This is a genomic window from Bartonella sp. W8167 (assembly GCF_016100335.1).
In the GTDB taxonomy this organism is placed as follows: Bacteria; Pseudomonadota; Alphaproteobacteria; order Rhizobiales; family Rhizobiaceae; genus Bartonella; species Bartonella apis.
The window spans coordinates 1,085,385-1,098,271 of record NZ_JACFSQ010000001.1 but is presented as its reverse complement, the minus strand read 5'-3'; the positions used below and the strand labels follow the sequence as shown (position 1 = coordinate 1,098,271).

General features: G+C 45.0%; 11 protein-coding genes. 5 read left to right on the top strand and 6 right to left on the bottom strand.

From position 1 onward, the window contains the following. Window positions 1-49: 49 nt before the first annotated feature. The 3 genes from H3V12_RS04525 to lptF are packed head-to-tail and all read right to left on the bottom strand — an operon-like array spanning window position 50 to window position 4,692. Entirely contained in the window at window positions 50-2,392 is a 2,343-nt protein-coding gene (locus tag H3V12_RS04525; RefSeq protein ID WP_198213812.1) for an LPS-assembly protein LptD, read from the bottom strand. 21 nt (window positions 2,393-2,413) lie between these two features. Beyond that, on the bottom strand, window positions 2,414-3,505 hold the full coding sequence (gene lptG, locus H3V12_RS04520) for an LPS export ABC transporter permease LptG (protein ID WP_198213082.1): 1,092 nt from the start codon (window positions 3,503-3,505) through the stop codon (window positions 2,414-2,416). Then, window positions 3,502-4,692, bottom strand: coding sequence for an LPS export ABC transporter permease LptF (lptF, locus tag H3V12_RS04515; protein ID WP_198213080.1), 1,191 nt, complete (start codon window positions 4,690-4,692; stop codon window positions 3,502-3,504). The genes lptG and lptF overlap by 4 nt, the downstream gene beginning before the upstream one ends. Window positions 4,693-5,035: 343 nt before the next feature. Between lptF and H3V12_RS04510 the strand changes: the two genes are divergently transcribed. From H3V12_RS04510 to H3V12_RS04495, 4 genes are read left to right on the top strand one after another with little or no spacing between them, the layout of a single operon-like run. Further along, the gene (locus H3V12_RS04510) at window positions 5,036-6,523 is read left to right on the top strand and encodes a leucyl aminopeptidase (protein ID WP_198213078.1); all 1,488 of its coding nucleotides are present in this window, start codon (window positions 5,036-5,038) and stop codon (window positions 6,521-6,523) included. A 1-nt stretch (window position 6,524) separates the two neighbouring features. Then, a complete protein-coding gene (locus tag H3V12_RS04505; RefSeq protein ID WP_198213076.1) occupies window positions 6,525-6,974 on the top strand; it encodes a DNA polymerase III subunit chi in 450 nt (149 codons plus the stop codon). Continuing rightward, window positions 6,974-7,138 carry a hypothetical protein gene (locus tag H3V12_RS04500; RefSeq protein WP_178391784.1) on the top strand — a complete coding sequence of 55 codons (165 nt, stop codon included), beginning with the start codon at window positions 6,974-6,976 and terminating at the stop codon, window positions 7,136-7,138. The genes H3V12_RS04505 and H3V12_RS04500 overlap by 1 nt, the downstream gene beginning before the upstream one ends. Further along, window positions 7,135-7,398 carry a hypothetical protein gene (locus H3V12_RS04495; RefSeq protein WP_143238515.1) on the top strand — a complete coding sequence of 88 codons (264 nt, stop codon included), beginning with the start codon at window positions 7,135-7,137 and terminating at the stop codon, window positions 7,396-7,398. Before H3V12_RS04500 ends, H3V12_RS04495 begins: the two co-directional genes overlap by 4 nt. A gap of 12 nt (window positions 7,399-7,410) precedes the next feature. On the opposite strand, the gene H3V12_RS04490 is transcribed toward H3V12_RS04495, so the two are convergent. Continuing rightward, window positions 7,411-8,700 carry an MFS transporter gene (locus H3V12_RS04490; RefSeq protein WP_198213074.1) on the bottom strand — a complete coding sequence of 430 codons (1,290 nt, stop codon included), beginning with the start codon at window positions 8,698-8,700 and terminating at the stop codon, window positions 7,411-7,413. A 593-nt stretch (window positions 8,701-9,293) separates the two neighbouring features. Then, on the bottom strand, window positions 9,294-11,180 hold the full coding sequence (locus H3V12_RS04485; protein ID WP_198213810.1) for an ABC-F family ATP-binding cassette domain-containing protein: 1,887 nt from the start codon (window positions 11,178-11,180) through the stop codon (window positions 9,294-9,296). A 217-nt stretch (window positions 11,181-11,397) separates the two neighbouring features. On the opposite strand from H3V12_RS04485, the gene ndk reads away from it, so the two are divergent. Continuing rightward, window positions 11,398-11,820, top strand: a complete 423-nt coding sequence (ndk, locus tag H3V12_RS04480; RefSeq protein WP_198213072.1) for a nucleoside-diphosphate kinase — start codon at window positions 11,398-11,400, stop codon at window positions 11,818-11,820. A 137-nt stretch (window positions 11,821-11,957) separates the two neighbouring features. On the opposite strand, the gene H3V12_RS04475 is transcribed toward ndk, so the two are convergent. Further along, the gene (locus H3V12_RS04475) at window positions 11,958-12,812 is read right to left on the bottom strand and encodes a YbaY family lipoprotein (RefSeq protein WP_198213070.1); all 855 of its coding nucleotides are present in this window, start codon (window positions 12,810-12,812) and stop codon (window positions 11,958-11,960) included. Window positions 12,813-12,887 lie beyond the last annotated feature (75 nt).

The following is a 12,887-nucleotide window of genomic DNA, read 5'->3' as shown; positions in this document are numbered from 1 at the left end:
TCACAACAACAGCAATTCACCAAAAGCTACTTGCTTTCGCATCAAACTGTTACATGGCTTTGCCAATGTCCGCCACAGTACGGAAGGATAACAAAAATCCGAATTTATGACTTGGTTCATTTTCCCAAGGATTGCGTGTTTGTTGGTACCCAAGGTTAAACCCGAAACATTCGTCAAGATAATTCAAACCTGTGCCCAATCTCACGAATGTATCGGAAACAAGGTCGTAACTCGAATTGGCGTGAATCGACCAATGTTCGGTAAATTTATAGTTGCCATAGAGACTGACTTCTTGACGATCCTGCGCATAACCATAATCCGGCTGGCTTTCGATATAAGCATATTGTGAAGAAAGCGATACCCGTTTCCACGTTTGTGAAGCTTCAACTTCACCACGACGTATTGAACCCGTTTCATCATCAAAACGACCGCGCGAAGCAATGGCAAAGCCATGTTCATTACTTGCACCGATCATCGCAACATAGTCGGAACGAGCACTTTCAAGTCCGGAATCGGACCCAACACTGACAAAGTCTTTTGCATTGAAAGAATTTTTGCCGAAAAGCTGGAAGGATTGGCCTGCCAAGCCATAGAGTGACCATCCATTATTAAAGTTACCCGAATATCTCAGACCAACATTCGAACGTGTTCCGCCTTCTGCACGGTCATAACCGGAAAACTTGTCGCGTTCAAACAATGTTGTGGCATCAAAGACAAAGCTTTGAGCATCTTCATTGGGAAGGCGACCGGTATATTGTTCATTATTGCGAATGAAAATCTGCGCAATAGGCTCGATGACATGGGTGGAATTGCCGGCGGTAAAGAGCAGAGGATAACGCAAATCCAGTCCAGCGGTCGCAATGCCACGGAATGCACCAGATTCGATATCCATCTTGCTATAGCTGCCATCTGCCATATAGCCGCCATAGTCACCGTGGGCATCGGTACCGATACCATCACCGCGCAAAGCCAGAATTGGGGTGAATACCAAGCCACCTTGACTGATCAGACTTCTTTTCCATTCAACATCGGAGGTTAACCGGAAATCGGTACCGGACATACCTGCGAGTCTGGCCGTATTAAGCGGGCGTCCTTGCCAATCTGCAAAGGCAAAATCGGCTTTGTCGCGATAGATCGATTGCAAATTCGTGTGGAACGTAAACTCGCCGCCATAAACTGCCTCGTCAGGAGTAAATGAATAGTCGATGCGGGGAAGAACCCATGGCTGGCGTGTGTAACGTTCCGATGGGTTGTCTTTAAGCATCGAGTCCTGCACTTCGAAATGATAAAAACGCATATCGAAGTAGTTACGTCCGGCTAAACCATTCAAATAGATTTGCGAACGGAATACATCGTTCTTGTAACCTTCAAGATCATAGGTACGGCTGAAATTTCTATCCGATTGGGCTAAAATATTCCAACCATAGGTCCAGCTCGAATTGATCCGGAAATCGCCTTTGGTCGCAACCATATAACGATTGTCATTGACGCTATCGATTGAATCATGATCGAAGTCATCAGGGTTTACCTGATAAATATGGGCAAAACGGATATTATAACTACCTGTTTCGAGACGGTGGCGCCATTCGCCTTCTGTTAATAGACCCTGATTGGTATAGCCGGTGGCCGAAAGCGTAAAATCATAGTTAGGCGCTAGATTCCAGAAATACGAATTGCGAATCCCCAATCCAAGATCATTTGTATAGACAAAATTAGGCGTTAAAACACCGGTTTTGCGTTTAACTGTGGGATCAGGCATTTCGAAGACAGGAAACCACGCAACCGGCATACCGAAAAATTCGAAATGGCTATTTTCGAAACGCATTGTTTTGGTTGCGCCGTTCCAGATAATTTTCTTGGCTTTTATCTGCCACAAGACATCACGATCAGGTTTATAATAGCAAGGCTCGCAGGCAGTATAAGCACCCCGGTTGAATACGGTCATTTGACCGCCACTACGCTCGGCACTCACCGCTGCAAAACGCGTGTTATCAGGTGTCTCGGCTCTCAGAGAATTGACAAAGCCTTCCCCCAAGTCATCTGTCATATCAATCTGCTGGGAATAATATTTGCTGCCGTCAGGTTGAACAACTTCAACATCGCCTTCTGCCAGAACGCGATTCGTTTTTTGGTTATAGACAACTTTGCGGGCGACGATTCGGTTACCATCGTATTCGATCTGCACGTTACCCTGAGCCGTAACCGTATTGGCGTCACGATCATAGACAAGCTCGTCTGCTGAAAGCAACATACGTGCGTTGGGATCAGTTTTATGAGTGGCAGTCATGGCACTGAAGTCCTGGGCCGAAGCAACGTAATACGCGCTTAGTCCCAAAGAGCACCCCAATGCGGTTCCGAGTGCCAAAGCCCTGAGGCTGTTTGAAATTTTCATTCCACTTGTCAATTGTCTCACCTAGCCATCCTCTTTATGCAACAAAAAGGATATACCAAAAAATAACGCAATAACAACCGGCACCCAAGCAGCAATGACAGGGGGCACGTAAGCCGCCTTGCCAAAAGCTTGCACAAGAACCGTAACTACATAAAGCACGAACCCGGCAATGATTCCACCCAAAATCATTGTACGTGATTGACCAAACCTTACAAATTTTAATGTAACAGTTGCTGCGATCAATGTCATCGCAATAAGAAGAGCAGGAAGTGCAATCAGAGATTGCAACTGCATATCGAAGGAATTGGCAGAATATCCGAACGATCTTGCGATCTCTATTTTTCTGGGCAAATCGTAAAAAGGAATACTCGCCGGATCAGCTAATTTTTCTTCCACAAATTCCGGTCTCAGATTCGTCGGAACTTTTAATTCAGTATAGTTTTCAGGCTCATGGCCGGCTCTATAGCGGGCTCCGCTTTCAAGCACCCAATAGCCGTGTGTAAGATGCGCGCGTGTGGCGTTGAGCCAATCTTTGATTGTCTCGTCGTCATTATATTCGACGAAGGTTGCGTCCAACAATGTCAAGCCGCCATCAGCAGTGGCCTTTGTACCTATGGTTGTAACACCATAATCGGTTCGCTGCGTTAACCATGGAATACGTTCGTTGTCCACAGTTGTTTCGATGTTCTTACCTTTCCATTCGGAAAGTATTTTTTCCGATTGTGATGTTCCCCAGGCAGCAATGGGGTTGACGACGATAACTCCGAAAAGACCGAATAAAAAAGCACCAAAACATAAAGGCGTGAGAAACTGCCATGCCGAAACACCAATGGAACGGGTGACAACAAGTTCCATTTTCCTGTTCAGCGCAATCAATGTTGCCATGGCCGAAAACAACGCAACAAACGGGAACAATTGTTGCATATTAAACGGAATGCGCAGCGCCGATATGGCAAGTGCACCGAATGGTGAATAACCGGGTAATCCGGCAAGCCGCCCGGCGTTGATTGTGAAGTCAATAAGCAGAGAAAGAATAAAAATTCCCAGCAAGAAATAGATAGTCGTTTTCACATATCTGAGAAAGAAATAGCGTCCTAATGTCCAACCAATCATGATGCACCTCCGTTTACATCAGATTGTTTGTGACGAAATATTTTGTTCCTTAGCCTCTTTATGGCAGTCGACAGTTTGTCGCCAAATTGATCGGGAAGCGTCATTTTACGATTCGTTATAAACAGGAACGCGATAAAAGCGCAAATTCCGATCGGCAATATATAAAGAAGCGGAATATATCCAAGGTCATTGTCTGCGCGGTCGCCGAAGAAATATCCCACAGCATAAACCACCAGAGAAAGTGAAATTGCCGAAAATGATGCGGAAATGCGTGCCTGACGTTGTGAACGTGCGTCACCAGCTACAGCCAAAGCAATCAAAGCAAAAACAATCGGGTAAAGCCAATCGGTAAAGCGGCGATGTAACTCGGCGGTATATTGCAATGGCCGTCTCTGATAGTAGGTATCGTTGGCATCAGGATGGAAAAGATAAACAAGGGGCCGATCCTTCGGGAAAATCGTTGGCGTTCCATCGCTTGCAGTAAAATCGCTAAGATTGAACGTGTAAGAACCGAATTTTATGATCGACACACTCCCTGCTTTATTGTCACGCCTTTGTACTTCACCATTATTCAGGACCAGAAAATCTCCATTGTCATTGCTGACAACCGAACCATTGACCGCATAATAATAAAGATCTGTCGCAGGATCGCGCTGATCGGCAATAAACAGCCTACCAATTGTTCCATCGTCATGACGTTCGCCAATCTCCATATAAAGATTGTCCGTTAATTCGCGAAAATTTCCTTCTTGTATGAATACATTGATGAGGTCGGAATGTGTGGTGGCCATCATTTGACGCATTGTGATGCGTGCTTGCGGACTGACAAAGTTGGTAATGATAAATGAACAAACGGCTGCTAAAACCGCAAGTATCAGCACCGGTTTCCATACTGTACTGCGAGGTGCACCCGAAGCATTGATAACAACCAGTTCCGAATCCTGATTCATTGTTGACAAAGTTTGAGCTATCGCAATGACCAGCGCAAAAGGAATAACAAGCGGAATGACCGAGGGAATGAACAGGGAAGAAAACTGCAAAATGGTGAAAACCGTTTGCCCGCTTGTTGTCAGAAAGTTGATTCTCGACAGAACTTGCACGGTCCAGCTTATACCGACAGCGGCAAGAAGGACTGCTGCAAACAGAACGAAAACGCGCCGAAGGATGTATAGTTCAATAATGCGCATTGGTGGAAAATACATCCTCACTATCAAAATTCATGACATCAACGATTCCGGGAAGCGGGATTTTATTGTTATGCCGTTTTATTCCTATTTTCTCTCAAATATCACGACGACTCTAACAAGAGGCAAAAAAAAATAGTTAACCGCTTCTTAACATTTTTCTTTTGCCACAAGTGGTAGTTAAGTTGCAAGATGATAAAAGACATCTTGCAGTGTCGGTGACAAAAAAATAGATTTTAGTGCTGACAGGTCACACTACGCTTATAAGTTCGATTTTTTTAAAAGCTGAATAATCGGATTTTCCTGACTGTCAAATTTTATACCGCCAATTGGCAGGAGTTTTTGAATGCAAAAAGATATTTTGATTGAAAGCAGTACTGTTTCTGCGCCGAAAAAAGCGACTGTTCTTGTACTTGTCAACGACAAAAGGAAAACGACTTTTGAAGTCGAAAAAATGATCGGAAAAGCCTTGATCGAACGGATAATATCGGTGCGGGGCTTCAAAGGCGAGAAGCTTGAAATTGCAGACGAAGTTTGTGACGGCAAGAAAGGTTTTGATCGTTTGGTTCTTCTTGGTATTGGAGATATCGAAAGTCTTTCAGGTGATGATTGGGTAAAAATAGGCGGTGCGGCCTTCGCATCACTCAAAGATACCGATGGCGCTGACATTTATCTCACTGTTGCCGGCGAAAAATTAAAAGACGAAAATATTCTTGATTTCGTTCTAGGATTGCGCCTGCGCAATTACACATTTGATGAATATAAAACCGCTTCAACATTAAAAGAAACAAAATCGAAGCCTGTAAAGTTCATGATCCAGCTTGAGGATGCAAAAGCCGGTAAAGCGCTCTTTGAAAGGGCCAATTCGCTTGCTGATTCAGTTCTTCTGGCACGTGACCTCGTCAATCAGCCTGCCAATATTTTGGGAACCAAGGATTTTGTCAAGGAAGTCGAGAAGCTTGAAAAGATCGGTGTTAAAGTCGAGATTCTTGACGAAAAAGATATGAAAAAATTGGGCATGGGGGCACTGCTTGGCGTGGCACGCGGCTCTAAACGTCCACCTTATCTTGCGATTATGCAGTGGCTAGGTGGAAAAGCCAAAGATAGGCCACTGGCATTTGTCGGAAAAGGTGTGGTTTTCGATTCCGGTGGTATCTCGTTAAAATCTAGTTCAGGTATGGAAGGGATGAAAGGGGATATGGGCGGTGCTGCAGCCGTTACCGGCCTTTTGAAAGCAGTCGCGTCCCGAAAGGCAAAAGCCAATGTCGTCGGTGTTATCGGCCTCGTCGAGAATATGCCTGATGCAAACGCACAACGTCCGGGTGATATTGTCGTATCGATGTCGGGACAGACAATTGAAGTTGTCAACACAGATGCCGAAGGGCGTCTGGTCCTTTCGGATGCGTTATTTTACACCAAGGAACGTTTCAAACCGCAAATAATGGTTGATCTTGCAACATTGACCGGTGCCATTATGGTGGCTCTCGGCAGTGAACATGCAGGACTTTTCAGTAATCAGGATGAATTGGCTCGCCATCTCCTGAATGCCGGGCTTGAAACCGGAGAAAAACTTTGGCGGATGCCATTGAGCAAGACATATGACAAGCTTGTAGATTCAAAAGTTGCAGATATGAGAAATAGTTGCGGTCGCCATGCAGGTTCCATTACGGCAGCGCAATTTCTGCAACGTTTTGTGGGCGAAACCAATTGGGCTCATCTTGATATAGCAGGTACTGCAATGGAAGCGCCCTTGAACGAATACAACCAGTCCTGGGCATCCGGTTTCGGTGTTCGTTTGCTTGATCGGCTGATCAGCGATAACTACGAGGCCTGAAGTGGCAGAAATCCTTTTCTACCATTTGACCCAATCCACGCTTGACGACGCCCTGCCGGGGCTCGTCGAGCGTTCATTGGCGCGGCAGTGGAAAGTAACCATTCAATTTATGACCGATGAACGGCGCGATGCGATGGATTCCTATCTTTGGGTCTATTCCGACGATTCATTTATCGGACACGGAACGGAACGGGATAAATATCCTGATTTGCAGCCGGTTTATCTCACGTTGGGCGAAGAAAATCCGAACGATTCGCAAGTGCGATTTATGGTTGAAGGGGCAAACTGTTCCAACCCGGAAAAATATGAACGCCTTGTTGTGATGTTTGATGGTCGTGATCCGGAACTTCTTGCGGAAGCGCGAAAACAATGGAAATCCTATAAAGAACAAAATCATCAATTGACCTATTGGCAACAAACCGAAGACCGTCGTTGGGAGAAAAAAGCCTGATGCGTATAACTCCCGTTATTTTGATTTTTATTGGTCTTGCAGGTCTGATCTATCCTGAAAAATTTATCGAGGGTGGTTCGGGAGGCGGACGGTGGGTCTTTGTCATTATCATCGCGCTTGGCGTTTGGACAATTTTGCGAGCGTCGAGAAAAAATCGCGAATGATGAATTTCAGGCGATTATCACTCCTTATCTGGGCTGTTCTTGCGGGAGTTCTTATCACTTCATGGATCGGTTCAACCCGCTTGTTGTCAGGCACTTTTCATATCGAAAATATTACCTTTGCCGCCAATGTTATTTTTATCTTTACAACAGTTCTGGCGGCAATTTTACTTCATCTGGTTTTACCGAAGGTTATGCCAAAAAAAATAGCAGTGATAACGTTTTTGCTACCACTGCTTGTTTTACTAGCTTTGCTTGTTTGAACTCGCGTTTCCTCAACGGGAAATTTCTTTATCGGTAAAACCGACAAAACAGGTGAGAGAGATAAACGAACACAATAGCAGATAATAGCCGATATAGGCGGTGCCAAAGTTTTGGACGAGTGTCTCGGCGATATAGGGAGCAAATGAAGCTCCAACAATGCCGGCGAGGTTGAATGTCATTGATGCGCCGGTATACCGTATCGTCGTGGGGAAGGGGGAGGCAAGTGCCGCACCGATTGGTCCGTAGGTTAGGCCCATAAGACCGAGGCCGACCGCCGAGAGAATAAAACTTCCGAACACACCTGCATCAAGAAGATAGGGCATGGAAAAAGAGAACAGCCCGATAAATATTGTGACCCATATCATCAAAGTGCGGCGACCGATACGGTCGGATATTTTTCCAGAAAAAGGTATAAGAAGACCGAAGAAGACGGCACCGACCATCTGGATTTCGAGAGCTTGGCCGAAAGTGAGGTTAAGATGGTGGGTTGAATAGGATAACAAATATGCACTGCACAGGTAGAACAACACAAATGTCGTCATGCCTGCAAAACTGCCGAGGAAAAGTGCACGCGGATATTTAACGAACACATCAATCAGGGGGACTTTTACACGCTCAGCGTGTTCAACTGCCTTTTTGAATTCCGGCGTTTCACTAATCGACAATCTTACCCAGAGACCAATGATGACCAGAATGATGGAAGCGATGAATGGGATACGCCATCCCCATTCAAAACGTTGGCTTTCACTCAAAAAATTCCACATGAACCAAAATGTACCGGCAGAAAGGATTAATCCCGCAGGCGCACCAAGTTGCGGAAACATAGCATACCAGCCGCGTTTTTCCTTAGGAGCATTCTCTGTTGCCAGCAAAACGGCACCGCCCCATTCACCGCCCAATCCAAGGCCTTGGCCGAAGCGGCAAAGTGTAAGCAAAAGGGGGGCATACCAGCCGATTGTTTCATAAGTCGGTAGAAAACCGATGAGAACAGTTGAAATGCCCATTGTCAAAAGCGCAGCAACCAACGTCACTTTTCGCCCCAATTTATCACCATAATGCCCGAAAATAATCGAGCCTAAAGGGCGAGCAAAAAACGCTGCCGAAAAAATGGCAAAAGAACTTAAAAGTGCGACTGTCGGATCGCCTTTCGGGAAAAACAGCACTGGAAAAAGAAGTGCTGCTGCCGTTGCAAATACATAGAAGTCGAAAAATTCGATTGTTGTGCCAATCATGCTGGCAAGCAAAATCTGTGTAATCGAATTTTGATGATCGATATTTCGCTCAATAGTGACCGTTGACATGAATAGAAAATCTCCGCCCAAAAATCGTAATGATATTTTAAAAATAGTTTATAACGATTATAAAAATTTCATAACGCTGTCGAGTCCGGTTCACTAAAATTCTCGTGAATAATGTATGACGACTTATTCAGATAGAAAAAAGAGTAAAATGAAAACTTTGCCTATTGGTGTTTTTACGATATTTGAATGAAAATAAAAACAGGCTGGTGTCTAGAATAAAAATAGTAAAATTATATATTTTTAAAATATAATTCTGATAAAAATAATTTTTGAAAAATATTTATATTTATATGCGGATTATATATTACAGGTATGTCTGATAAATTTATATTATATCGTAATACAATATAAACTATTAGAAAATTATTTTTAAATAAATTTTTTATAAAATGGATATAGAAAATAATAAAAAAATTTTACGGAAATTATAACAACTTTAAAATAGTAGTCCGCGGAAAAAATAGGTCGGGATAACAGCAAATTGCCTCACACGGTGTTCATTAAAGGTCAATAAACCAAGGCATTCGTCATGAATGTGCGGGAGAAAATCGTGGCTATTCAAAGCAATTATCTATAAAGTCCTTATATAGCTTTTATTGGATGGCATCCTCATATTCGGCACTCATTTTAAGCCACCGACTTTCGGCATCTTCAAGTCGGCCTGCAGCATCGGCACGTTCTTTTGCAAGTTCGGCACCTTTATCAGGAGACTTTGAAAAAAGATCCGGCGCAGCAAGTTCGTTATCAAGACGAGCAATCAGTTTTTGTAACCGGTCTATTAGTGCCTCTGTATCGGTGATTTGTTTTTTAAGTGGAGCCAATCCGGCACGTTTTTCAGCGTTGGCTTTGCGTTGTTCATTTTTCGATTTCTGGGGAGCTCTGCGTTTTTCTTCCTTAACGGTGGCTCGTGATTTCGGGAGCCCCAATATGTCGTTACGATAATCATCCATATCACCTTCATAGGGATGCACCGTTCCGTTACGCACAAGCCAAAGCCGGTCTGCTGTCGCTTCGATAAGGTGTCGGTCGTGAGCAATCAGAATGACTGCTCCCTCGAAGTCGTTGAGCGCCATAACAAGCGATTCACGGCTATCAATGTCGAGGTGATTGGTCGGCTCGTCAAGAATAAGCAGATTCGGGCCTTCGAATGTTGCAAGCCCCATGAGCAAACGGGCTTTTTCCCCGCCGGACAGCTCTTTGGCTTTTGTCATCATCTTTTCGGTTGATAACCCCATGCGTGCCACAGCAGCGCGGATTTTTGCTTCCGGTTCCTTCGGCATCAGTCTGCGCACATGTTCGATCGGGTTTTCTTCCGGCCTCAAATCGTCAAGCTGGTGCTGGGCGAAGAATGCCACTTTCAGATTGGGTGAGACTGTCATCGTGCCAGTCTCTGCTTTAAGACGGCCAGCCAGCAATTTTGCAAGGGTAGATTTTCCGTTACCGTTTGCCCCGAGAAGCGCAATCCGGTCATCATTGTCTATCCTTAGGTCAAGGCCTTTCAATACAGGTTTTCCTGGCTCATATCCGACATCGACTTTTGACAGCGCAATGATTGGTGATGCAGCTGTCTTTTCCGCCGAGGGAAATGAAAAAGGTTGCACATGTTCATCCTGCCAAACGCTGATAGGTTTCAGCTTCTCCAATGCTTTCAACCGTGATTGCGCTTGTCTTGCTTTGGTCGCTTTGGCACGGAATCGGCGGACAAAATCTTCCATATGTTTGCGATGGGCTTCCTGTTTGGCTGCCTGCTTCTGCTGGAGTTCTTTTGTTTGAGCATGTTGGCGTTCGAATTGGTCATAATTTCCGCGCCAGAGAGTGAGTTTTTTGTTTTCAAGATGTAGGATCGAGGTTGTTGCGCTGTTCAACAGTTCCCGATCGTGACTGATAACAATGACCGAATAGGGGTAACGACGTAGATATTCAATAAGCCAGAGTGTACCTTCAAGATCCAGATAGTTTGTCGGTTCGTCAAGCAAAAGAAGGTCGGGTTCGGAAAATAGAACCGCTGCAAGCGCGACACGCATGCGCCAACCGCCGGAAAAAGACGAAGCGGGGCGCTGTTGTGCTTCTGCATCAAATCCCAGTCCTGATAAAATGCTAGCGGCACGTGCTTCGGCAGAATGCGCACCGATGTCGCTAAGACGCGTATGGATTGCAGCAATTCTCATCGGGTCGGTTGCCGTTTCAGCTTCCTTTAACAATCGAGCCCGTTCTTTGTCTGCTGCGAGAACTATTGAAATGAGCGAATCCTCGGTTCCGGGGGCTTCTTGTGCGACTTGACCAATGCGGGTATCTTTCGGAATGGTAACATCGCCGGTTTCAGGGGCGAGTTCCCCCATAATGACGCGAAAAAGCGTTGACTTGCCAGCTCCATTATGGCCGACAAAGCCGGTTTTTGCTCCGGTAGGAAGCGTGGCGCTGGAATGGTCAATCAGAAGACGTCCAGCGAGCCGGACTGTGATATCGTTCAAAATCAACATGATGTCAGGCTTTTGCATAGGTTTTGCAGTAAACGCAAGCAAAATCGTTTCAATTGCCGGTTAAAAATCCTGTTATTACGACAGTAAAATAATCACGGCTGAAAAATGATAGAATAATGGAAAAAATGTATCTCGGCGGGAAACGGGTTTCACTTGGCAAAAGCCGGTTATACGGTTATAGAGACGCAACTGAAAATATATTTATGAAGGTGGCAAAATGGCTATAGAACGCACTTTTTCAATGATTAAACCTGATGCAACACGCCGTAACCTTACGGGTGCTATCACAAAAATGCTTGAGGAGGCGGGCTTGCGGGTTGTTGCTTCCAAGCGCGTATGGATGAGCTTACGGGAAGCAGAAGGCTTTTATGCTGTCCATAAAGCCCGCCCGTTTTTTGGTGAATTGACTGAATTTATGTCATCCGGCCCCACCATTGTTCAGGTGCTTGAAGGTGAAAATGCAATTGCAAAAAATCGTGAAATTATGGGCGCCACAAATCCTGCCGATGCCGCGGAAGGCACAATTCGCAAAACTTTTGCTTTGTCTATCGGTGAAAACTCCGTTCACGGCTCGGATTCACCAAAAACAGCCAAGGAAGAGATTGCATACTGGTTTTCCGGTACAGAAATTGTTGGCTGATAAAAGTTTAAGACCTCAATAGAATTGAAAAGCCCGGTCAAAAACCGGGCTTTTTGTTTCATCAGGATACTTTTTTAATTGCGAATATTCATTCGCGTAATTTATGGGCTTTGGATATTTTATCTATCATCAATAAGTCAAAGTTCCGGCACAAGGCGAGCAACATAGTTGCCATTTTCATCCTTTAAAATAAGGCGTCCCAAATCGTCGAACATGTAAGCCTTTGCCTTTGCAAGCATTTCAATAAAGCGGTTTTCCTGTTGGGAAATGGCTTCTGCACATGCCATAAAAGTCATTGCAGGCGGGTCAAAAGCAATAGCCTCTGCATCACTGTCGATGAAGACGGATGTCGTATATCGGTTACAACCGCCGCTACCTGTTATCCGGTATTTTGGTAGGCCTGCAGCTTTTTTGTCTTCAGCCTTGTCTTCAACCGCAAGGGTCAGATGCGAGTTATCAATTACTCCGGTTCCGAACATATCCTCCACTTTCCACTCGTGGCCGGCAATTGTTGTTGAAACAGGTTTCGGCGTTGTTGTCGATTGGCTGACCATGCCCAAAACGAGTTCGTAATGGGCATTTTTATCTTCCAGAGTGATCGGCTTTCTTTCGTCGCTTACGAACCACAAAATATCACCGACGGCAATGCGCGCCTGAAGAGCATATTTGTGCTGGAGATTGATATTGGCCGGGTCAACCGGAAGGTCAAATTCTATAGGCACCGAACCATCCGGTTGTTGCGAAATTTCCGCCACAACTGGAAATGGCCCGTCTGGATTTGTCACATCAACGAGTTGAACAATAAGATAGGCGTGTTGGGGAAGCTCGATGCGCTGCAGATAGGTGACATCGCCATGAATAGTCAATTTTTCTGGTGCAGCACTATAGGCGGGAACGATGGTGTTCATCATAACCGCCGGTAATGCGACAAGATAAACGCCCGCCAATGCCGTCGCGCCAAATGTAAAAGCCGCAAAGATATTTCGTTTCATAAATCGATGTTACCCTTGTTGAAAATGGATAGTTCAATGGACAAAACCGCATTTAACGGAACCTTTTTGCCAGTT